18 protein-coding genes are annotated in these 21,605 nt (G+C 64.7%); 8 read left to right on the forward strand and 10 right to left on the reverse strand.

Annotated features, from left to right (window positions below):
* Positions 1-114: 114 nt before the first annotated feature.
* Positions 115-1,626 (reverse strand): long-chain fatty acid--CoA ligase, encoded by a 1,512-nt coding sequence (locus RF638_RS00305; protein ID WP_368841186.1) that lies wholly within the window; start codon positions 1,624-1,626, stop codon positions 115-117.
* A gap of 209 nt (positions 1,627-1,835) precedes the next feature.
* Between RF638_RS00305 and RF638_RS00310 the strand changes: the two genes are divergently transcribed.
* Positions 1,836-2,477 carry a flavin reductase family protein gene (locus tag RF638_RS00310; RefSeq protein ID WP_368841187.1) on the forward strand — a complete coding sequence of 214 codons (642 nt, stop codon included), beginning with the start codon at positions 1,836-1,838 and terminating at the stop codon, positions 2,475-2,477.
* A 146-nt stretch (positions 2,478-2,623) separates the two neighbouring features.
* Here the strand turns inward: RF638_RS00310 and RF638_RS00315 are convergent, their stop codons facing one another.
* Complete coding sequence (locus RF638_RS00315) at positions 2,624-4,333, reverse strand: long-chain-fatty-acid--CoA ligase (protein ID WP_368841188.1); 1,710 nt, start codon at positions 4,331-4,333, stop codon at positions 2,624-2,626.
* A gap of 142 nt (positions 4,334-4,475) precedes the next feature.
* On the opposite strand from RF638_RS00315, the gene RF638_RS00320 reads away from it, so the two are divergent.
* From RF638_RS00320 to RF638_RS00340, 5 genes are all read left to right on the forward strand, one after another.
* Entirely contained in the window at positions 4,476-5,357 is an 882-nt protein-coding gene (locus tag RF638_RS00320) for a hypothetical protein (protein WP_368841189.1), read from the forward strand.
* A gap of 65 nt (positions 5,358-5,422) precedes the next feature.
* A complete protein-coding gene (locus RF638_RS00325; RefSeq protein ID WP_129699540.1) occupies positions 5,423-6,139 on the forward strand; it encodes a response regulator transcription factor in 717 nt (238 codons plus the stop codon).
* Between the two features lie 30 nt (positions 6,140-6,169).
* Positions 6,170-7,477, forward strand: coding sequence for an ATP-binding protein (locus tag RF638_RS00330; protein ID WP_315278403.1), 1,308 nt, complete (start codon positions 6,170-6,172; stop codon positions 7,475-7,477).
* Positions 7,474-8,490, forward strand: coding sequence for a hypothetical protein (locus RF638_RS00335; protein ID WP_095796295.1), 1,017 nt, complete (start codon positions 7,474-7,476; stop codon positions 8,488-8,490). Before RF638_RS00330 ends, RF638_RS00335 begins: the two co-directional genes overlap by 4 nt.
* 206 nt (positions 8,491-8,696) lie before the next feature.
* Complete coding sequence (locus RF638_RS00340) at positions 8,697-9,383, forward strand: DNA-3-methyladenine glycosylase I (RefSeq protein WP_368841190.1); 687 nt, start codon at positions 8,697-8,699, stop codon at positions 9,381-9,383.
* A 2-nt stretch (positions 9,384-9,385) separates the two neighbouring features.
* On the opposite strand, the gene RF638_RS00345 is transcribed toward RF638_RS00340, so the two are convergent.
* Genes RF638_RS00345 through RF638_RS00370 form a run of 6 tightly spaced genes read right to left on the reverse strand, consistent with a single transcriptional unit; the run spans position 9,386 to position 16,742 of the window.
* Entirely contained in the window at positions 9,386-10,981 is a 1,596-nt protein-coding gene (locus tag RF638_RS00345) for a dihydrolipoamide acetyltransferase family protein (RefSeq protein ID WP_368841191.1), read from the reverse strand.
* Between the two features lie 55 nt (positions 10,982-11,036).
* Positions 11,037-12,011, reverse strand: a complete 975-nt coding sequence (locus RF638_RS00350; RefSeq protein WP_129699535.1) for an alpha-ketoacid dehydrogenase subunit beta — start codon at positions 12,009-12,011, stop codon at positions 11,037-11,039.
* Positions 12,008-13,189, reverse strand: a complete 1,182-nt coding sequence (locus RF638_RS00355) for a thiamine pyrophosphate-dependent enzyme (protein ID WP_368841192.1) — start codon at positions 13,187-13,189, stop codon at positions 12,008-12,010. Before RF638_RS00355 ends, RF638_RS00350 begins: the two co-directional genes overlap by 4 nt.
* A gap of 24 nt (positions 13,190-13,213) precedes the next feature.
* Positions 13,214-14,374: a histidinol-phosphate transaminase gene (locus tag RF638_RS00360; RefSeq protein ID WP_129699534.1), complete on the reverse strand. Its 1,161-nt coding sequence runs from the start codon at positions 14,372-14,374 to the stop codon at positions 13,214-13,216.
* 20 nt (positions 14,375-14,394) lie between these two features.
* On the reverse strand, positions 14,395-16,305 hold the full coding sequence (locus RF638_RS00365; protein WP_368841193.1) for a hypothetical protein: 1,911 nt from the start codon (positions 16,303-16,305) through the stop codon (positions 14,395-14,397).
* Positions 16,302-16,742, reverse strand: coding sequence for a hypothetical protein (locus RF638_RS00370; RefSeq protein ID WP_095796289.1), 441 nt, complete (start codon positions 16,740-16,742; stop codon positions 16,302-16,304). Before RF638_RS00370 ends, RF638_RS00365 begins: the two co-directional genes overlap by 4 nt.
* Before the next feature lie 202 nt (positions 16,743-16,944).
* Here RF638_RS00370 and purB point away from each other — a divergent pair, with 202 nt between their 5' ends.
* Both purB and RF638_RS00380 read left to right on the forward strand, forming a co-directional pair.
* A complete protein-coding gene (purB, locus tag RF638_RS00375; protein WP_193554288.1) occupies positions 16,945-18,378 on the forward strand; it encodes an adenylosuccinate lyase in 1,434 nt (477 codons plus the stop codon).
* 102 nt (positions 18,379-18,480) lie between these two features.
* The gene (locus tag RF638_RS00380; RefSeq protein ID WP_129699531.1) at positions 18,481-19,398 is read left to right on the forward strand and encodes an Ltp family lipoprotein; all 918 of its coding nucleotides are present in this window, start codon (positions 18,481-18,483) and stop codon (positions 19,396-19,398) included.
* A gap of 100 nt (positions 19,399-19,498) precedes the next feature.
* Here RF638_RS00380 and RF638_RS00385 read toward each other — a convergent pair whose 3' ends face one another.
* Together RF638_RS00385 and RF638_RS00390 are read right to left on the reverse strand one after the other, a co-directional pair.
* Complete coding sequence (locus RF638_RS00385) at positions 19,499-20,488, reverse strand: glycerophosphodiester phosphodiesterase family protein (protein ID WP_238663017.1); 990 nt, start codon at positions 20,486-20,488, stop codon at positions 19,499-19,501.
* Positions 20,489-20,710: 222 nt separating this feature from the next.
* The gene (locus RF638_RS00390) at positions 20,711-21,487 is read right to left on the reverse strand and encodes a di- and tripeptidase (RefSeq protein WP_095796285.1); all 777 of its coding nucleotides are present in this window, start codon (positions 21,485-21,487) and stop codon (positions 20,711-20,713) included.
* Between the last annotated feature and the right edge of the window lie 118 nt (positions 21,488-21,605).

A 21,605-nucleotide genomic window follows, 5' to 3' on the forward strand; every position in this document is an offset into this window, starting at 1 on the left:
TCTTCCCGACATTGTTTCATTAGAATAGTATCTACAATCGGGCAGATTAGGAACATGTTTCTATAAAATCAACCGAATTTCTGCGGTGCATGCCACACTTTGCCGCAAACCCGCTCAGGTGCGTTCGCGCAAAACGTGCTTCTGGATCTTGCCGGTGGTCGTGCGGGGCAGCTCGTCCACCACGTCGACCGTGGCCGGCAGTTTGTAACTGGCCAGCCGCTCCTTGAGTTGATCCCTGATGTCCTGTCCCGTCAGGTTCGGCACATCCGGGAAGAGCACCACGAAGGCCCTGCCGCTCTCGCCCCACTTCTCGTCCGGAACGCCAATGACCGCAGCCTCCTGCACTCCCGGGACATCCAACAGGGCGTTCTCCACCTCGGCAGGGTACACATTCTCACCGCCGGAAATGTACATGTCCTTGATGCGGTCCTTGATGAACAAGTAACCGTCCTCGTCCTCCACCGCAATGTCACCGGAGTGGTACCAGCCACCCTCCAGGGCCTTAGTGGTTTCCTCCGGCTTGTTCCAGTACCCACTCATCACATTGGGGCCTCGGACAATGACTTCCCCGGGTTGCCCCACTGCCACGGTCTCGCCGAGCGGATCCACGAGCTTGGATTCCGTGAAGAAGTGCTGCCTGCCTGCGGAGCCCAACTTGCTCACACCGTCGCGCGGTTCGAGCATCCGCACCCCGGGAGCGGTCTCGGTCATGCCGAAACCCTGCATCACGGCCACGTCCAACTCGGCCCAGGTGCGCAACATGCGCTCGGGCAGGGGTGATCCTCCGACCATGAACGCGCGCACGGAGGAGAAGTCCGCGGAGTCGAATCCCTCCGCGTGTGACAGCGAATCCAGCATCGCCGGGACCATGAAGGAGGACGTCACCCGGGAATCCTGGATCTCACGCAGCACGTCCGGTGCGCGGAACTGGCGCTGAATGATGATCGTGCCACCCAGCATGAACGTGGGAGGGGCCATCATGTTGAGCCCGGCAATGTGGAACAGCGGCGCTACCGCCAGGTGCACCTCGTCCTGGCGCAGATCCTGGCCGATCAGGGCGTTGACGTATTGGTAGAACAGATTGTTATGGCTCAGCATCGCACCCTTGGGCTTGCCCGTGGTGCCCGAGGTGTACATGATCAGCGCCAGTTCGTCGAGGTCGAGCTGCTCGTCGATGACATCTTCACCGCCGGACTGCAGGAAATCATCGAAGTCCTGCCCTGAGCCGCCCCCGTCCACGCTCAACCACGTGCGCACATCCGTGAGCTCCGATTCCAGTGAGACGGCGTTCTCGCGCTGGTCCTGCCCGAAGGCCACCGTGGTGGCACCGGAGTCGCGCAGGATGTAGTCCACCTCGGCCCGCCGCAATCGAGGATTGATCAGTACCGCCGCGGCACCCAGCAATCCGGCCGCGAAAAAGGTTTCCAGCAGTGACGGGTGATTGAACCCCACGTACGCCACCCGGTCACCGTGCCGCACCCCGGAATCACGCAGCGCGTTGGCCAGCTTGCGCACGCGGAGTTCGAACTCCCGATAGGTCACGGATTGCCCCTCGAACACCAGAGCGGTCGCGTCCGGACGGACCATGACGCGGCGGGCGGGCCACGTGCCAATTCCAAGGTTCACGGTTTTCCTCCTCAGCCCCCCGGGGGGAGCGCAGCACTGCGACGGTTGTCACGTGCAAACCATGGAATCGTCAATCGTTGTGAATGTCAATAGTTATTGATCGCACATAATTTGCCCTACCGCGCTCCATAGCCGTTTTGCAGAGCATCGCCGTCCTGTGTTGGCCGCCTTTCTGCAGTACTGCCCAACTGCGTGATGCAATGGAGACCATGACGGATCGGACACCTCAGACCAAGGAAGAGCTCGCCCCGAATGCCAGCGGCTCGTGGGCGAGCATTGTGAAGTCGTTGGTGATCCCCCGCCCCATCGCGTGGATTTCCACGCGCTCGGCCGCAGGCGTGGACAATCTCTCGCCCCACTCGTACTTCATCATGGTGTCTTCCGATCCGACCATCATCCAGTTCGTCTCCACCGGGGTGAAGGACACGCTGCGCAACGTCGTGGAGACCCGGGAGTTCGTGGTCAATCACACCCCCGTGGAGCTCTTCGAGAAGATCAATGCCACGGGCACCGACTATCCGCCCGAGATCAGCGAGTTCGACGCCGTGGGTCTCACCCGGGAACCGGCCCGCACGGTTGCCGCCCCGCGGGTCGCGGAATCCCCGGCCAGCATGGAATGCACACTGCACGGCGAACCCCTGAAGGTGGGCAACGGCTACGTGGTCTTCGGCCAGGTCCGCCACGTGGCGGTGGCCGCGCACGCGCTCGGTGAGCGCGGCCCGGACGCACGTGGGCTTGATCCCATCGCCCGGCTGGGTCACGACGAGTGGGCCGGCCTGGGCGACATCCGCTCGATCCGTCGCATTCCCTACGACAGCATCAAGGATCCCGCCGACAGCGATCCCGCCTAACGAGCCACAGGGCCCGCAGCTGCGCAGAGGCCGCGTCGGGGCCGAACAAGGAATGGCGACGCCGCCGCGAGAGTCTCGCGGCGGCGTCGTCGATCGTGGGTGGCCGGGGCTGCTTGAGAGCGTGGACCCGGCCGAGCCCGCCGGATTCAGCGGTCCAGCAACTTCTCGTCAATGATCTTGTCCTTGACCGCGCGGCGCAACGTCTTGCCCAGCATGGTGCGCGGCAGTTCGTCCATGGCCACGATGCGGCGGGGCACCTTGTACCGGGTGACCTTGTCGTAGCAGTGTTCGCGCAGCTCATCCTCGTTGAGGGTGACGCCGGGGGCCAGCATCACGGCGGCCACCACAGATTCGTTGCCGTTGTCGTTGGGGATACCGACCACCGCGGCGTCCTCCACGGAATCATGAAGCTTGAGGGCGGTTTCCACTTCGGTGGGTGCCACGTTGAAGCCACCGGTGATGATGACCTCCTTGATCCGATCCACCACGCGCAGGAACCCCCGTTCGTCCACGGTCACGATGTCCCCGGTGCGCAACCAGCCGTCCTCGGTGAGCAGCGTGGCCGTCTCTTCCGGGCGCTTCCAGTACCCCTGGGTGACCTGGGGGCCCTTGACCCACAATTCGCCTTCCTCGCCCAAGGCCACGTCCTTGCAGGTTTCCGGGTCCACCAGTCGAATGTCGGTGCTGGGGAAGGGGATTCCGATGGAGCCCGCCTCGCGGAGATCACTCAAGGGATTGCAGGACACCAGGGGCGAGCACTCGGTCAGGCCATAACCCTCGATGAGCATTCCGCCCGTGGCATCCTCCCACGTCTTGACCAGTGGAACCGGCAGAGTCATGGCGCCTGAAACCGCCACACGGATACCGGACAGGTCCTTGCCCTGCTCCTGCGCCGCATCCAAAACTTTCTGATACACCGGCGGCACGGCCGGAAGTACGGTGGGCATGGACTTCTTCATGGCCTTGAGGATCAAGTCTGCGCGCACGGTGGGAAACAGCACGAGCTTGGCACCCAGGGACATGGCGAACGTCATGCCCAGTGTCAGTCCGAACGCGTGGAACAAGGGCAGAACACCATAGACCACCTCGTGGGACGTGGTGCCGAGCCAGTGCTGGCCCATGACCGCGTTGGATTCGAGGTTCCGGTGCGTGAGCATCGCACCCTTGGGGGTGCCCGTGGTGCCCGAGGTGTACTGCAGCAGGGCAACATCCGTGGCCGAGGGGCGCCGGTGGTCCGCACGGATGGGATCGGCGCTGATCAACTTGCGCCACGGCACGGTACCGGGGGCTGCCTCGGTGAGTTCTGCCCGTTGCTGCTTGAGCTTCTTGACGGGCAGCTTGAGGGCGGTGCGCATGACCAGGGGCATGGCCGCGGTGATGTCCACGGACACGATGTGCTCGATGTTGAGGTCCTTGGGCATGGACGTGATGCGCGAGGCGATCTTGTCCCACACGACGGCCACGCGAGCGCCGTGGTCCTCGAACTGATGACGGAGTTCGGGTGCGGTGTAGAGCGGATTGTGTTCCACCACGATCGCGCCCAGTCGCATCACCGCGTAGTAGGCCACGATGTGTTGTGGGCAGTTGGGCAAGACGATCGCCACGCGGTCGCCGGCCTCCACGCCCATGAGGCGCAGCCCCTCTGCCGCGCGCTGGACCTGGTCGCCCAGTTCCGCATAGGTCATGCCCGCTCCGAAGAATTCCAGGGCGGTCTTGCCACCGTGGCGCGCCACGGACTTCTCGAGCATGTGGATCAGTGAAGTGTCGGGGAGGTTGAGGTCTCGCGGGACATCGGGGCTGTAGCTCCGGGTCCACGGACGGGTTGCCAAAAAATCTCGGGAGGTCTCGCTAGCCATGGTTTCGAGGTTACCCGTTCCCGTGGTGGCCCTCACAGCCGGTGACTCGTTCACGTTCGGCCAGGTCCCCGCCCGTGACACGGCTGAATCGATAGACTTCGCTCAGTTGATACCGCCACTCCCATGGACGAATCGAGCCCCCATGTCGCCATCTTCCGCTTCACGTGACCCTCTGGACAACGGCAACGCACCCTGGACCGATCAGCACACCGCTCCGATCGAGGCCACGGACGCGGAGAAGACCAGGCCACTCCCCCACGCCGACGCCGCCGGGTCCTTCCGTTCCGGCGTGGCCTCCGGCCGGTTGCACCGCCCGGATCCTGAGACAGGGGTCATGGAACCCATCGGCGATGAGCACCTGACCCCGCAGGACGAGCGCGTGACCGCAACCGCCGCGTGGGATTCCGTGCGACCGGCGGTTCCCGCTCAGGGCGCCGGATCCGCCAAGAGACTGACCACGGAAGACGTGCGAGGCGCGCAGAAGAAGCGTTTCGGCGGCATGCAGTTGCTCCCCGGTCTCTTCGGCTGGCTGGCCGCCCTGTCCGTGAGCGGTGTGCTCCTGGTGGCCTCCGGCCTGTTCGGCCCCCAGTGGGGCATTGAAACGACCAACGGGATCGGCCGAGCCCTGGACCATGGGTTGCTCAATCCACAGGACACCGCCGGTTGGTTGGCGCTGGCCGTGTTCGCCGTGGTCGAGTTCCTTGCACTGCTCGCGGGCGGCTACGTGGCCGGCCGCATGGCACGCTTCTCGGGCGTGGCCCAGGGTGTCAGCGTGTGGCTGTGGTCCCTGCTGGCGCGAGCCATTGCGTCCGTGGCCGCGCTGCTCTGGGCCGACACGGTGGGGTTGGCCCCGCACAGCCTGGCCGCGCAGTCCGTGATCGGGCCGATCGTGGGTTGGGGGCTGGTGGCTCTGGCAGCGGTCGTTATCCTTGACCTCGTCGCGGCTATCCTGGGCGGCATGTGGGGCATGCGTTATCACCGTAAAGTCGACGCCTGGACCAATTCGAATGTCATTAACAGCTAGACTCCCATCTGTAGGGGGTTCCGGGGGTCGGGATCACCCTGGGGAGTACTTGGAGGTCTAAGCCCATGCCATCCACTCTTGTCGCCATCGTCGACGATCATGAGGTGGTTCGCGAAGGCGTACGCCTGGTGTCCATGACATCGCAAGCGGACGTCAAACTCGTGGGCTCTTCGGACTCCGTGTCCACCCTGCTGGATCAGTTGGGCCGCGATCCTGAGAACCCGGCACTCACCGCGCACGGGGCGAAAAGGATCGAGTGCGACGTCGTCCTGTTGGACCTTTCGCTCGCGGACCGTTCGCGTCCCGCGAGCAATGTGGAACGCCTCCGCAGTGCGGGAATGAAGGTGCTGATCTTCAGCATCGGTGAGAACGCCGCGCTGATCCGTGAGTCGTTGCGCGCCGGCGCACTGGGACTGGTCCGTAAGTCGGAACCGCTCGAGCACGCCATCGAAGAAGCACGCAACATCGCTGACGGGAAGCCGGTGATCACCAAGGAACTGGCCGCCGCGATCGACGGTGACGTGGAGTTCTCCCGCGCTGCTCTGTCCCCGCGCGAACAAGAGACGCTTCGCTTGTACGCCTCCGGCTTCGCCCAGGTTCAGGTGGCCCGCCGCATGGGGATCAAGCAGTCCGCTGTGAAGACAAACATCGACCGCATCCGTGAGAAGTACGCGCGTATCGGCCGACCCGCTCCCACCAAGATCGATCTGCGTATCCGCGCCATCGAAGACGGTCTGGTCGAGCCGGAAGCGGACATCACCACCGCAGAAAAGCACTTGTAGCGATCCCGCGCCGTTGACCCAAGGTGCGGAATGAACAAACACGTCGCCCCCCGATCGAGCCGTAGTGGAACCTACCGTAAAGTTCCCACTCGACTCCGGCGGAAAAAGTTCTTAGCCACCACGTCCCCCCAAGAACTCGGTCTCAATTCGTACCGTGCCTACTGGCTGTGGATGATCGGCATCGCGATACTTGCGGTGTCCCTGTTCGTCGAGGCGCTGCCCATTCTGCAGCAGCAACAAGCCGCTTTCGCCCCCTGGTACACCGTGTTCCTGGCGGCGATCCTGGTGATCTCCGCCTTGCTCGTGGTGTTCGGCATCATGCATTCGGCCCAACCGTGGATCCTGCTCACGCTGGCAGCGGTGGTGGGTTTAGGCGTCTTGACCATGCCCCTGGCCTGGAAAGGCGGGGTTTTGCTGCAGTACCCCTGGATCAGTGGGTTCATCATTGTGAGCCTGATCAGTATCGCGCTGGCCTGGAGCCCCTGGGCCGCACTGGTGTACCAGCTGTGCATCGAACTGGCCTACGGGCTGATCATGGCCCAGTTGATCCCCGTGGACTCGCGCTCCGAATCACTGGGAACCGTGATGTTCCTCCGGATCTGCTACGGGCTCGTCTCGATCCTGGTGGTCGTGATCTCCAAACGGGCAGTGGAGAATCTGGATCAGGACTACACCGAGGCGCTCTCCCAGGAGCTGGCTCTCACGCGTAGCCGCTCCGAAACCGCGGACCAGGAACGTATGGACCGGTTGATCCACGACAACGTGATGGCCGCTCTTCTGGACGCCTCACGCGCGGAAGGGCCCCTGGCCAAACGCACCCGCGAGTTGGCCTCCCGTGCGCTGGAAGTCCTTGACGACGAGAACGATCGGTCGTCGGGCAAGACCACCACCATGGTGCACGTGCTCATGGACGAGCTCATGGAATCGCTGTCGCCGTGGCGCTCACGCGTGCGGTTCAGCAATCTTCGCTCCCACATCCGCCCCGTGGGTGAGCCCCGAGTATTCGTCCCGACATTCGTGGCACAGGGACTCACCCAGGCCATCACCGAGGCGGTCTCCAACAGTGCCCGGCACTCCGGCACCGAGGTGACCTACGTGTCCATGGACGGTGGCCAGTGCCCGCCGACCCCCATCAACCCCGAAGGTTTCTACCTGCGTTTCACGATTCGTGACGAGGGCCGCGGCTTCGCTCTCCACGACGTGGACACCCAACGCCTAGGGGTTCGGGTGTCCATCGTGGAGAACATCGAAACGGTCGGCGGGGACGTCGAACTGCGGTCCTCCCCCGGCCGTGGAACCGCCGTGATCCTCACGTGGCCCAAGGACGCGCTGTCATGAACAGTGCCGGGATCAGTCCGAAATTTCTGACCGTGCTGGCCCTCTTGGGTTTTGGCGTCTCCTTCGTCATCGGCGTCACGAAGGTGGATTCGGCCAGGGACCCGGACGCGATGGTTCTCTCCCTGGTGTTCTACGCGGGGGCAGCGTTGATCGTAGCGGTCCCACGGTGGGCCACCCAACAGATGCCTCTGCTGTCCACAATGGCCGCCGTACTGTTGTTCATGCTTGCCGCAGAGCAGGGGTACAAAGCAACCGTTGCGGTACCCATTGCCGGGCAAATGCCCTGGTTCGCCATGGGTTTCACGGTCATGATCTTTGCATTGTGTCTGCGGCAGCGGTTCTGGTGGGCGGTGTTGCTGTGGGTGGTCATCACGATTATGTCCCTCCGACGGTGGATCGTGGTCCGTGACAGTGTGGTCCCCACGGAGAGCTACACGGTCATGGCCCTGGGTCTGTTCGTCGCGACCTGGGTGGGTTACCAGGAGTTCTTACGGTTCAACCAACGGAAGCGGGAGATCCGCCGCATGCTGCTCACCGCCCGCAGTAATGACGAGGCCGAGCAGGACTCCAAGAATGCCTCGTACCAGCGGGTGCAGGACGTTCGCCGGCTCGCGGGTGGCCTGCTCGAGCGGATAGCTCACGATCCTTCCGAAGTGACCGAGTACGACATCAACCAGTTCCGACTCACCGAGGCGCAATTGCGGGACACCATTCGCGGTCGTTCCATTGCCACGCCCTACATCCTGGAAATCACCCGCACCGCCCGCGATCGGGGTGTGCGGGTGGACATCCTGGACGAGCGCGGCCACCCCCTGCCTCCCAAGGTCATGGCGGCCACCACCGAGCAGGTGGCCGAGGTCCTCAACCACGCCCAGTGCGGTGTGGTCACGATCCGGGCGTTCCCCAAGGGCGATCCCACCGCGGTGTTCATCGTGCACGACAATGATGACGAAGATGAAGATCCGATTGCGATCGAGATCGCGGACGTCACCGGCGAGGTCTCGCGCTTCTAGCACCGCCGACGACGCCGCGCAGGCTACGCGCGTCGCTCACCCATCCGTGCGACGTCGGCATAAGTCTTACCGGCTTCGCGCCCCCGCGACGACGCCGCGGCGAGCGTACTGCACGGATCCCGCGCCCGACGACGGGGGCGGGAGTTTCTCCAGATGCTGAACATTCAGGGCTCGGTCCCAGCCCGCCAATGCCTAGCGTGTGGCGTATGGAGACACGTACCGATTCCCAGCTCAGCCCATCCAACCCGCTCGACCCGTTCGACCCTTCCGACCCTTCCGACCCGGAGGATCACCCGCACGCGGCGTTCGCAGCCATCGGGTGCGCGGACGGGAAGTCACGATGCCCATGGGCCGTGGCGACCCCCGGCGCCCTGATCGATCACGACCACGAATGGGCGGTGGCACCGCGCACCGCCACGGAGTACTTCCAGGCCTTGAGTATCGAGCTCTTCGATTCGGGCCTCGCCCGTTGGTCACAGTCCGGCAGGCACCCCTCGTGGTACCTGTACATGGCGGATCTCGAACCGGCCAAGGTTGCCCGGCTCGACGTCGACGATGTGGAGGACCTCCTGCTCAATCCGGAACTCATCCGCAACCGCGCCAAGATCGAGGCCGTGATCCACAACGCCCAGGGGTGCGAGGACTGGGTGATCGCAGACTGGGTGGAACTGTTGACCGAGGCGCAGGTGCCCCCGCCCACCGGTCCCCCGCTGCGCTCCCTCGATCTACCCGACAGCACGCCGGATTCCCGCAGGCTCTCCGGGTTGTTCCGGGAACGAGGGTTCAAACTCATTGGCCCGGTGACGGCCCATCGGTGGTTGCAACGCACCGCACTGGCACCCGGCCATGTCCAGGGCTGTTTCCGTGCCGAGCAGACAGGCCCGGTGCCGTGAACCTAGTCGAGCAGCAGCGCCGGTTCCTCGAGGATTCTGGCGACATCCGCCATGAACCGGGCGGAGAGATCACCGTCCACCACGCGGTGGTCGAAGGAACCACCCAGGGTGGTGATCCAGCGCGGAATGACTTCCCCGTCCACGACCCACGGCTTCTGCTTGATGGTGCCGAAGGCCACGATGGCCACCTCGCCGGGGTTGATGATGGGCGTGCCCGTGTCGATGCCCAGCGCACCGATGTTCGTGATGGACAGCGTGCCGCCCTGCATGTCACCGGGTTGGGTCTTACCCTGGCGCGCCGTCTGCGCCAGCTCGTTCAACGCGATGGCCAGTTCCCGCAGGTTGAGGTCCTGCGCGTCCTTGATGTTGGGTACCAGCAGACCGCGCGGAGTGGCTGCCGCAATGCCCAGGTTCATATAGCGCTTGATGATGATCTCGGAATCGGTCCACGTGGCATTGACCTGGGGGTTGCGCGCGGCAGCCCAGATCACGGCCTTGGCCAGGATCAACAGCGGGGTGACCTTGACCCCCTCGAAGTGCGGGGACGTCTTGAGCCGCTTGATGAACTCCATGGTCCGTGAGGCGTCCACGTCCACGAAGATCGACACATGCGGGGCGCTGAAAGCCGAACGGACCATGTTCTGGGCCGTGACCTTGCGCACGCCCTTGACCGGGATGCGTTCGTCGCGGGAACGAGCCGGTGCGTGGGTCGAGGTCCAGAACGTATCCGGGCCGTCCTCCACCTCGCGCAGGTGGGCCGCGTAGGCCAACAGGTCACGCTTGGTGACCTGCCCACCTTCGCCGGTGGCGGTCACGTCCGCCAGATCGATACCCATTTCCTTGGCGGCCTTGCGCACCGGCGGTTTGGCCATGCTCGGGCGGCGCGGGATGGAGGCCTGGGCGGCGCCCTGCTGCTGGGGTGCGGTGTCGTCGAGAGAACGCAACCACGTCTCCCCGCGATCACGGAACTTTCCGGCCTTGTCCGCCAGGTCCTGGGCGGCGGTGCCGAGGCCCGACTTGGAGAACCGATCCGCCCAGCCGGCTGCCACGCGAGCCGCGCCGCCCTTGGCCGATTCCTGATCCTGTTGCGGAGCGGGCTTGCCCTGCTCGTCGAGCCCCTGGGGCTGTTCGGCGTCGATCCGCATGGCCGTGCGGGTGCGCTGGCGGCGTCGTACGGGATCCGCCTTGGGACCGGCGCCCACGAGAGCCTGGCCGGACTCGCTCGAGTCCATGCTGCACCCGGACCCGGACGTGGACTCTTCCCGGGGCCCGAGGTGTTCGGCCGTGGGTTCCCCCTCCACACCATCCTTGGGCGCAGAGCCCGTGTACCCGGGATCCGGTGTGCCTGACGGCGCGGACTCGGAATCGCCCACGGTGATGATGGGCGTTCCGACCTCGACCGTGGTGCCTTCGGTCACCATGATGCTGAGCACGGTTCCCGCGAAGGGGGACGGGAGCTCCACCACGGACTTGGCGGTCTCGATTTCGCAGATCACCTGGTTGACCGTGACGGTCTGCCCCTCGGCCACCTTCCAGGACAGGATCTCGGCTTCGGTCAGGCCCTCGCCCACATCGGGCAACGTGAAAACCTGGGACATGAGTTCTACCTCCTGCGATACCGCCCGCGAGGAGCGATTCGTGACTTAGGAATAATTAGTAGGCGAAGGATCGGTCGAGTGCTTCCAACACGCGATCCAGGTCCGGAACGTAATGCTCTTCAACGGCAGCCGGCGGGTAGGGCATGTGGAAGGCACCTACGCGCAGCACGGGGGCTTCCAATGAGTAGAACGCTCGCTCGGTCACGCGCGCGGCGATCTCCCCGCCCAGTCCACCGAATGTGGGGGCCTCGTGGGCGATGATCAGGCGACCGGTCTTCCGCACGGATGCCGTGACGGTATCGAAGTCGATGGGAGACAGGCTGCGCAGGTCGATGACCTCCACGCTACGGCCGTCTTCCCGTGCGGCCTCAGCGGCCGCGAGCGCCACGGGGACCAGCGGGCCCCACGCGACGATGGTGGCCTCTTGCCCCTCACGCACCACCGCGGCGCTGAACGGATCGCCCGTGGGCTGATTCTCGTCCACGTCGCCCTTGAGCCAGTAGCGGCGCTTTGGTTCAAAGATGATGACCGGGTCATTGCACTCGATGGCCTGCTGTGACATCCAGTAGGCGTCCTGCGCGTTGGAAGGCGCCAGGATACGCAGACCCGCTGTGTGGGCGAACAGTGCTTCGGGTGACTCCGAGTGGTGCTCCACCGAACCGATCACACCGCCGTAGGGGATGCGGATGGTCACGGGCACGGTCAGGTTGCCGTCTGAGCGGGCATGGATCTTGGCCAGCTGGGTGGTGATTTGGTTGAAGGCGGGGAACGTGAACCCGTCGAACTGGATCTCGCACACGGGCCGATAACCGCGTTCGGCCAGCCCGATGGCGGTTCCAACGATGCCCGCCTCACCCAGGGGTGTGTCCAGTACCCGGTGGGCGCCGTAGCGGTCCTTGAGGCCCTCGGTGACGCGGTAAACGCCGCCAAGGGAACCGATGTCCTCGCCCATGAGCATGACCTTGGGGTTTTCCTCCATGGCCCGGGACAACCCCGCGTTGATCGCTTTGGCAATGGTCAGCTGCTTCACGCGTGAGCTCCTTCCGAGCCGGAGTCATCCTGGTCGTCCTGCGGAGCGAAGCCTGCCTGGTAATCCAGGTACTCGGCGCGTTCCGCGTCAATCAGCGAGTGCGGGTCCGCGTAGGCCTTGTCGAAGAATTCGTCAAAGGTGGGCGGCACCATGGCCAGCACGTCCGCGCGCAACTCGTCCGCCATTTCACGACCCTCGTTGGTCACCGAATCGAAGAACTCATCACCCACGTGGTGGGTTTCGCGCAGGAACATCTCCAGCCGCTCGAGCGGGTCCAGTGTGCCCCACTGTTCTTCCTCGTCGCGCTGACGGTACTTGGTGGGGTCGTCCGCGGTGGTATGAGCGCCCATGCGATAGGTCTCGGCCTCGATCATCACGGGACCTTCCCCGCGGCGGATCTTGTCGAGTGCGTAGCGCGTGGCGGCCAGCACGGCCAGGATGTCGTTGCCGTCCACACGCAGACCCTCGAAACCGTAACCGGCGGCGCGGGTGGCCAGCGGCACGCGGGACTGCGTGGAGAACGGCACCGAGATGGCCCACTGGTTGTTCTGCACGAAGAACAGCACGGGGGCGTCGTAGGACGCTGCAAAAACCATGGATTCGTGGATCTCACCCTCGGTGCTCGCACCGTCTCCGTAGTAGGCAACCACGGCCTCCGGTGTCTCACTCACTTGCTCGCCCGCGTCCTCGGCGGCCTTGCGGTCCAGGGCTGTGCCCATGGCGTAACCCACCGCGTGCGGCACCTGAGAAGCCAGCACCATGGTGTAGAGATTCACGTGATGTTCGTTGGGGTCCCAGCCGCCGGCGGTGTGACCGCGGAACAGCTGCAGCAACTCACCGGGCTTCACACCGCGGTGGAAGACCACGGCGTGCTCGCGGTAGGACGGGTAGATGCGGTCGGTGGGTTCGGTGGCCCAAGCGGATCCGACCTGCGCCGCTTCCTGACCGCGCAGCGGCACCCACAGCACCAGTTGGCCCTGACGCTGCAATGAGGTGGCTTCCTCGTCCACACGCCGTGCCAGTGCCATGGAGCGGTACAGGCCCTTGAGTTCCACCGTGTCGACATCTTTGACGAACGGGGAAAGGGTGGGGTCCTCGTGGACCGTGCCTTGCTCGTCGAGCAACTGGAGCCTGGGCACGGCGCTCTCGACCGTCCCGGGGTGCATCTTTGCTGCCATGGTTGGGTTGTCCTTCCGAGTGGCCTAGTTGGTGCTGCTCATGGGCATGGTGCTGGGGTACGGGAACTGCGCGCACAGCTCGAGCAATCGAGTGTTGGCCTCCGCTTCTCCGAAACTCACACGCACACCCTCGGATCCGAAGCGCCGGACCGACAACGCGTGCGCATCGCACAGTTCGCTGAAGGCCTGACTGTGTTCGCCCAGCGGCAGCCACACGAAGTTGGCCTGGGTTTCCGGGTGCTGCCACCCGAGTTCCGCCAGACCTGCCAGGACACGCTCGCGCTCGTCGACCACCTGCTGGACGCGTTCGTCGACCTGGTCAATGTTTTCAATGGACGCCACCGCGGCCAACTGGGCCACCTGGGTGACGCTGAAGGCCGGGGTGGCTTGCCGCAAGTACTGGGTCACGTGTGGTTGGGACACCGTGTACCCCACGCGCAACCCGGCCAGTCCGTGCGCCTTGGACAGGGTACGCAGCGCCACCACGTTGGGGTACTCCCGGTAGAAGTCGATGCCGTTGACCAGGCCCTCGGCACGCTGGAACTCCCAGTAGGCCTCGTCGATGACCACCAGCACGCGTGAGGGGACTCGCTTCAAGAACTCGTGCACGTCCGCCGCACGCAGGCTGGGTCCGGTGGGGTTGTTGGGTGTGCACAGCAGGATCACCCGGGTGCGATCGGTGACCGCGTCAGCCATGGCCTCAAGGTCGTGGGAACCGTCCGGGCGGTTGGGGATCTGGACGCTCAACGCTCCGGCCAGTCCCACCGAGATCGGGTAGGCCTCGAAGGAACGCCACGCGTAGATGACCTCGTCCGGCTGGCCGTCCTGGCCGGTTCCCGCGAACGCCGCCAGCAGTTGGTTCAGCGCGCCCAAGCTACCCGCGCCGGCCACGATGTCTGCAGCGGGGACCGACAGGTAGCCCGCGAGCGCTTCACACAGCACGGTGGCCGCGGGATCCGGGTAGCGGTTGAACAGGTCGAAATCGTACAGGGCCTGGCGCACCGCCGGTACCGGCCCGTAAGGGTTCTCGTTGGACGCCAACTTGTAGGCCACCAGTCCGGGAATCTCGGTAGCGGGCTTTCCGGCGGCGTACGCGGGAAGCTGAGCCAGCGCGGTTCGGGGGATGATCCGCTCCGCGTTCTGCTCGGTGCCTGAAGAATCGGCTGACGGCGTGGCGTTACTCATAGGCCCAATGCTAACTCTCGCTACCGATCCTCCGGGTTGTGGACAATGTGTTCTTCCGTGGCTTCGTATATGTAGGTTTCGGTGTTCGCGTCAGTTCCCGCAGGAATTGCGGCACGCAATGCCTGTTCGTGTTTCGTCACCGCAGCGTGCCCCGAGTTGCTGATCCCCTGGGCTCCCAGTGTGTACGCGTACATGTCGTGAGCACCCACTCCGCTGAGACTTCCCACGGTCGAATACTGGCCGTTGTACTGCGTGTCCACGCGGACCGTCGAGCGGTTCTCGCCGTCCGGATTCCCGACCCCGTCCAACGGCGGCACCATGTCGTCCGAGTGTTCAACGGCCATGACCGAGGTGTCCCGAGAGAACTCGAAGCCACCCACGGGTGCTCCGAAAGTCGTCAGAGCGGCCACCGAGTACCGCTCCTGGAAGGCCCTGTTCGAGGCCAGCCCCGCGGCATCGATACCGCCCAGGCTGTGACCGGTGAGCACCACGGAATCCCCCGGCCGGATCCCCGCATCCTTCAGCGCTTCGAGAACCGCGCGCTGTGCGGGAGGTAGTTCGTCCAGCGAATCGTGCGGTTGCACCTTCATGCCCTCGACGATGCCGGCGATGTCATGAACCCCCTGGCCGTCGTGCCACACCTCCGTGCCTGTGAGCACCACGGAGAACGCGGCCCGCCCCGAACTATCAGTGGACTTTTGGACCATGACCGTACTGTTCTCCCGATCCTCAACGATGTTCTTGGCGTCCTTGAGTGCCCCGGCCGTCCCCGCCACCGTCACGGGCACCGCACCGTCGAATTCGACGCCCGCGGGCAGTGGTCGCTTGGCCAACCCGGCCATCCCGTGGTCGGAGGCGTTGCGCGGCGTAATACCGGTCATCGTTTCCTTGGCCTTCGGACGCACTGCATGACCGCGTACGAGCGGGTACAGCAGCCGTTCGGCCGGAGAGAGACTTCGACCGGTGGAATAGGCGGTGAGCCATTCGAATCCTGACCTGCCGCTGAGTCCGTTGACGGCGGCGCGCACCACCGGCCAGGACGCACCCAACTCAGCCTGCACGGCCGCCTCCTCGGGACCCACGTGGGCCTCGGTCTCGCCGACTCCCGTCAGCAGCCCGTCCGCCCACACTCGCGCGTACTGCCCCAGTGTGAACTCATCGCCCGGTTGGCCCCCGAGGTCCCGGTGGGCCCGCGAATGACGCAGCACCACCGATGGCAACGGGGTACGGAGGCTCGAGTCGAGCACGTCATCCAGGCCCACACCACGGATCACCGCGTTGGTGCCTTCCGGTCCGCCGCCGGCCACCACGACCCCAAAGGAGGTGACCCGCACCCTGGTGGCGAATTCGGCGGGAGTACTAATGTCCGCGCGTTGCACCGCGTCGGTGAATTCGTCCAGTGTCGTGCGGAGACCGCTCATGGAAGACCCCGTGAGGTTCCATCCCGGCATGGTCAGGATGCCCGGCCCGAACAACGACCCCACGCTGGCTTCCACCATTTCGTAGTGCTGTTGCGCGCTCGCCAGGTGCAGCTGCGTCAGCGTCATACGCGCCTGAGCTGCCGCGAGCGCGGCCTTCGTCAACGCCGACGACGCCGCCGCGGCCACGAGCAGCGGATGTCCCGTCATGCTCCACGCCGCGACCTCCACATCTGTAGCAGTGGTTCCCAGGAGCACGTCACCGGCGCGTTCGTTCACTCTGGAGAGGACTCCGGCCGCTACCGAGATGGCTTCGGTGCTGACCTCCAGGCCGCCCGGGGCGGTGCCGCCACTCACCCGCATGGATTCGGTGGCGGACGTGATGGTCGCTCGAGTGTCGATCGGAACGTTGGGGTGGTCCAGGAGTAGCCGGCCACCGGAGTCCGTGCCGAACAACGTCGCGTGCACATCTTCAGCGCGACCCGTGATCACACGTTCCGTGTCGATACTCATCGCTGCAGTCCCGCGGGACCGTGTTGTGGAATCGATTGTTCCGCCTGGGCCAGCACCCCCAACACCGAGGCACCAAGGGTGCCCAGGTCCAGGAACTGTTCAACTGCTCCGATCTGAGCCGAAAGCCCCGCGGCACCCGCGCGCAATTCGGCTGCAACAGTGCGGTACCCGTGGGCGGCGCTCTGAACCTCCGCGGTCAGCTCCTCCAGCCGTGTCCGGTAGGCCAGTCCCGCCTGCCCTTTCCATTCCGCAGCCTCTGCCGCACGGAGTTGTGCCGTCAGCGCCAGCAGCTCATCCGCCGTGCGATCGTAGGAGCCGGCCAGCATGACAATGCGCTCGTACAGGAGACCTGCCATTCCCGCCGGCGACGGCCCCGATGGCTCGGTGGGTCCGGACCCGGAGGATCCCGGACCGCTCGGTGCAATCGATGACGACATGCCAACTTCCTTCCAGGCGCGGATTCCGCAGAGAACTTCACGCTAGAACCCGCCCCGTGACATGACCGGTCGAGCAGGCCGGATTGTGGATGCGCAGCCGATGCCCCACGTACCCGCCCGCCCGTGGAGAACGGGCGCCGCGGCGTCGTCGTCGATGGACACCGAGCCGGCGCGCTCGCGGAGGCGTGGAAGAATGAAGATCATGTCGAAGACTCCGCACACTCTCCCCTCCGGACGCGTGGCCCTGAGCCAGCAGACCCCTCCCATCGCGTTGGGACCCTTGGACGGTCGTTACCGACCCCAGGCCGGCATCCTGGTCGACTACCTCTCGGAAGCCTCGCTCAACCGCGAGCGCGTGCACGTGGAGGTCGAATGGTTCATTCACCTGTGTGAGCAACGGGCGCTGCCTGGTCTGGAGCCCCTGAGTCAGGAGCAGAAGGACGGCCTGCGGGCCATCGTCACCGACTTCGATGTGCAGTCCGTGGCGGAGCTGGCCGAGATCGAGGCCGTGACCGTTCACGACGTGAAGGCCGTGGAGTACTACATCGGGCGTCGCCTGCCGGAGTTGGGTTTGGAGCACCTCAAGGCGCTGGTGCACTTCGCGTGCACCTCCGAGGACATCAACAATCTCTCCTACGCATTGAGCGTCAAGGACGCCGTGGAAGATGCTTGGCTGCCCGCCGCCCGCAAGCTCGTGTCCGCGATCAGCGACATGGCGCAGGACGCCAAGGCGACGCCCATGCTGTCCCGCACGCACGGCCAGCCGGCGACCCCCACCACGCTCGGTAAGGAACTCGCGGTCTTCGCACACCGCCTGAACCGGCAACTGAACCGCATTGCCCAGACCGAATATCTGGGCAAGATCAACGGCGCCACCGGCACATTCGCCGCCCACGTGGCTGCCGCCCCGGACACCGACTGGCCGGCCATTTCCCAGTCCTTCGTGGAGGGTCTGGGGTTGGACTGGAACCCGCTGACCACTCAGATCGAATCCCACGACTGGCAGGCCGAGCTCTACTCGGACATCGCGCGCTTCAACCGGATCCTGCACAACTTATGCACGGACGTGTGGTCATACATTTCCATCGGATACTTCCAGCAGATCCCTGTCGAGGGTGCCACCGGCTCCTCCACCATGCCGCACAAGGTCAACCCCATCCGTTTCGAGAACGCCGAGGCCAACGCGGAGATCTCCTGCTCGTTGCTGGACACCCTGGGTGCCACCCTGGTGACCTCTCGCTGGCAGCGTGACCTCACGGACTCCTCGTCACAGCGCAACATCGGGGTGGCCTTCGGTCACTCGATGCTCGCCATCTCCAATGTGATCAAGGGTCTGGAGCGCTTGGACGTGGCCGAGAACCTGCTGGCCGAGGACCTCGACCAGAACTGGGAGGTACTCGGCGAGGCCGTCCAGACCGCCATGCGTGCCGAGGCCATCGCAGGACGCGAGGGAATGGACAACCCCTACGAGCGCCTCAAGGACCTGACTCGCGGCCACCGCGTGGACGGCGAGCGCATGCGCGAGTTCATCGGCGAGCTGGGTTTGTCGGAGGCTGCGGAGCAGCGGCTCAAGGGCCTGACCCCCGGCCAGTACACCGGTTTGGCCGAGCAGCTCGTGGATCGCTACGCGAAGTGAAATATAGGGTGCGACACGGACGTCAATGACCGTGCGCTGCGTCACAGTCCACACCGATTCCTATAGTGAATATGAAGTCACCCCCCTGAGAAAGAGACTGTCATGTCACAGATCCCCCCGAATCAACCGGGGCCGCACAATGGCCAGTACGATTCGCAAACCCAGCAGTTCCACCACAACGGGAATGGCCAGGCACCGCCGCGGAAAACGGGCAAGAAGAAATGGGCCCTAGGGTGTTTGGGCCTACTTGTACTTGTCATCCTTTTGTTTGCTGGATGTGCGGCTCTTTTCGGTGGCGGTAATGACGATGCCGCGCCAGTCAGCAACGAGACGTCCAGTGCCACTGCGACCGAGAATCCGGTCGAAACTCCTTCCGCCACCTCGGAAGCTGCCACGGAGAGTAATACGGAGAGTGTTACCGAGGCTCCTGGCCCAGCGGTGGCGGAAGAGGCCCCCAGCGAAGAACCGGCTGAACCGACCGAAGCACCGCAGCCCACGCCCGAGGAAAGCGCTGTCGCCAGCGATCAGCCCCTCGGGGACACAGGCGCGGATTCCGCCGAGACCGAGCAGGATGAAGATTCTGGATCAACGCCGTTGTCTCAGCAGAATGCCGTGGACAAGGCAGAGAGTTACCTGCAGTACTCGGCCTTTTCGCGAACTGGTCTGATCGAACAGCTGGAGTTCGAGGGGTTCTCACCCGAGGACGCAACTCTTGCGGTTGACTCTCTTGATGTCGACTACGGTGAGCAAGCCAAGAAAAAGGCTGAAGATTACATCGATTATTCGGCGTTTTCTCGCAGCGGCCTGATCGAGCAACTGGAGTTCGAGGATTTCTCGCCCGAAGATTCGGCCGCTGCGGTCGACAGTTTGAGCATCGACTACAACGAGCAAGCCGCGAAGAAGGCCCAGGAATACCTCGATTCCTCGTCCTTTTCCCGGAGCGGACTGATCGATCAACTGGTCTTCGAAGGTTTCACGCAGGAACAGGCAACGTACGGAGCGGGACAGACGGGGCTCTGATCAACGGGTGCCCTGGGCAGTTCTTGGACGGGCATCCAGAGCAAGAACGTGTGATCCTCGGCTAGCTCCACGCAGTGCGGGATCATGATCGGCCGGAGGGCTACGCGTACAAGGGATTCCCAGCAACGCGTGGCCCTCGGCTTTTCGCCCGCACGGGCGCATGCCGACCACTGGCCGCAGTCGGCTCCATGGCTGGGTGGCACGACGCGGCAGTGGACTCCGTGGTGGCCGTCCCATCCGTGGCTTCCCCCACCCAGCGCAGCACGTCAGCAGGGACGTTGGTCGTGATCTGCTGCACCCCGATGGCAAGGCACAGGTGCGTGTCCACGAACGAGTCGACCGTCCACACCCGCAGCACGGAGCCGTTGGCCCGCCAGTTGATCACCTCGTGTAGGTGGTCACGCACGAACTGGATCCCAGGCCCGGCCAGCTCCACCTCACCGTGAGCGATGATCGGCACCGCCGGGGGCACCACGAGGCGCATCCCGGCGCGATAGACCATGGCCGCCGCGGGACCGACCCGCATGCTGTGGCGCACCGTGCTCACGGTGGTGTCCGCGACCAACTGGCACACGTGCCGCGGTGAGACGGACTGCAGAAGGTAGCGAACGCCGTCGGGGTGGAAGCTCATGATCGACACCTTGATGTTGCCCAGCCACCCCGTTTCCGGATCCCAGCCACGGCGCATGAGCAGCACCAGGACGGCCTCTTCCAAGCCGTGCCCGAACGGGCTGGGGTGTTTGGTTTCGACCGCCAGGCCAATGGATCGCCCCGCGGCCTCCAAAAGGTCCAGCAACTCGTCCAGGGTCAGCAACTGCTCGTCCGCAGAGCCGTGGGACGAAGGGATCGGCACACCCTTCCATGACGTGAAGTCCAAGGCCCGCAGCTGAGCCAGCGTGTGCTGCGAGACGGGGCCGTTGCCGTTGGAGGTGCGGCCCAATTGAGCGTCGTGGTGCAGGACCAGGTGCCCGTCGCGGGTGAGCTGCACATCGCATTCCACCCCGTCCGCGCCGTCGAGCAACGCCTGCACGTAGGCGGCACGGGTGAGTTCGGAAAACGCCTCTGATGAGCCGCGGTGCGCGAAGATCAAGGGTCGCTCGGGGAGGCGATGGGTGGTTCGTGAACGCTCGGACAGCGTGTCAGTGGAGGATTGTCCGGGGGAGCCACTTGGGGTGAACACGCGGCCACCGTAACGCGCAGGCCTAAAGCCGCTCTGAGCCGCTGACGAAATGCGTGTGACGGGAACATGAACGCCCCGGGGGCCCATCCATGGATGGGCCCCCGGGGCGTGTTGCGCGATCAGTGGATCGAACTACTTCTTCTCGATCGACTCCGGCTCCTTGACCTTGGTGCCGTCCTTGAAGGACTCGGCACGGTCATCGAGGGCAGCGGGGAACTCCGTGGGAAATTCGCCAAATGCTTCCTCGGCGGACTTGATCACCTGGCGGGACATGGCCAAGTTGGCGCCGCCACCCACCACGGCACCGATACCGAACGGCAGGGCACGGCCCATCACTGCGCCGGTCTGCTTGGCCAGGAAACGCTTGACGAACATGTTGCGAATGGTGCGACCGGCATCGAACTTCTTGTCGCTGTCACCCTTACCGAGCATGAGCCCCCACTTGTTGGTGAGACCCTTGGAGCGGCTGGAGTTGGCCAGGATCTGGCTCATCAGCTGGTTGCCGTCCTCGCCGAGCATCAAAGCCATGACCATCGTGCGGTTCTGCTCCTCGTTGTCCGGGAACACACCGTGCAACTCCGCCATGGCCTGCGCGTACAACGCGGTGGCCTCGAGGTAGCCGACCACGGCGACCGAGGACAGCCCCAGGGAAGCGATGGTGCCGATACCGGGGACCATCGCGGTTGCGCCCACGGCCCCGCCGCCCAGGGTCACGGTGCGCTGGTACGTCTTGGTCAGGCGCTTGGCGATCTGCTCCGGAGACTCGTTGGGGTGCTGCTCGCGCTCACGCTGCAGCGCCTTGATGACCATGGGGCGCTGCGCGCGCAGCACATGGTTCAAGAATTTATTGACGCCCGGCTTGGGCTTGCCGTCCTCGTCAAAGGCCTTATTCAGCGGGTTCATGTCCATAGCGGTGCACTCCTCAAGGCTTACTCATGGGTTGGGGCGGGTCTCGCCGATCATTCGGGTCAACTATTCCACAGCCCGCTGATCACCGCGCGGGCTGTTCGCTATCCGACGACGCCGC

It is taken from the genome of Kocuria sp. CPCC 205235, assembly GCF_040980905.1.
Classification (GTDB): domain Bacteria; phylum Actinomycetota; class Actinomycetes; order Actinomycetales; family Micrococcaceae; genus Kocuria; species Kocuria carniphila.

Coding starts and splice junctions, on each gene's coding strand:
- RF638_RS00310 (WP_368841187.1), top strand. CDS start 1,836: ATGACGGATCGGACACCTCAGACCAAGGAAGAGCTCGCCCCGAATGCC.
- RF638_RS00315 (WP_368841188.1), bottom strand. CDS start 4,333: ATGGCTAGCGAGACCTCCCGAGATTTTTTGGCAACCCGTCCGTGGACC.
- RF638_RS00320 (WP_368841189.1), top strand. CDS start 4,476: ATGTCGCCATCTTCCGCTTCACGTGACCCTCTGGACAACGGCAACGCA.
- RF638_RS00325 (WP_129699540.1), top strand. CDS start 5,423: ATGCCATCCACTCTTGTCGCCATCGTCGACGATCATGAGGTGGTTCGC.
- RF638_RS00330 (WP_315278403.1), top strand. CDS start 6,170: ATGAACAAACACGTCGCCCCCCGATCGAGCCGTAGTGGAACCTACCGT.
- RF638_RS00335 (WP_095796295.1), top strand. CDS start 7,474: ATGAACAGTGCCGGGATCAGTCCGAAATTTCTGACCGTGCTGGCCCTC.
- RF638_RS00340 (WP_368841190.1), top strand. CDS start 8,697: ATGGAGACACGTACCGATTCCCAGCTCAGCCCATCCAACCCGCTCGAC.
- RF638_RS00345 (WP_368841191.1), bottom strand. CDS start 10,981: ATGTCCCAGGTTTTCACGTTGCCCGATGTGGGCGAGGGCCTGACCGAA.
- RF638_RS00355 (WP_368841192.1), bottom strand. CDS start 13,189: ATGGCAGCAAAGATGCACCCCGGGACGGTCGAGAGCGCCGTGCCCAGG.
- RF638_RS00360 (WP_129699534.1), bottom strand. CDS start 14,374: ATGAGTAACGCCACGCCGTCAGCCGATTCTTCAGGCACCGAGCAGAAC.
- RF638_RS00365 (WP_368841193.1), bottom strand. CDS start 16,305: ATGAGTATCGACACGGAACGTGTGATCACGGGTCGCGCTGAAGATGTG.
- RF638_RS00370 (WP_095796289.1), bottom strand. CDS start 16,742: ATGTCGTCATCGATTGCACCGAGCGGTCCGGGATCCTCCGGGTCCGGA.
- purB (WP_193554288.1), top strand. CDS start 16,945: ATGTCGAAGACTCCGCACACTCTCCCCTCCGGACGCGTGGCCCTGAGC.
- RF638_RS00380 (WP_129699531.1), top strand. CDS start 18,481: ATGTCACAGATCCCCCCGAATCAACCGGGGCCGCACAATGGCCAGTAC.
- RF638_RS00390 (WP_095796285.1), bottom strand. CDS start 21,487: ATGGACATGAACCCGCTGAATAAGGCCTTTGACGAGGACGGCAAGCCC.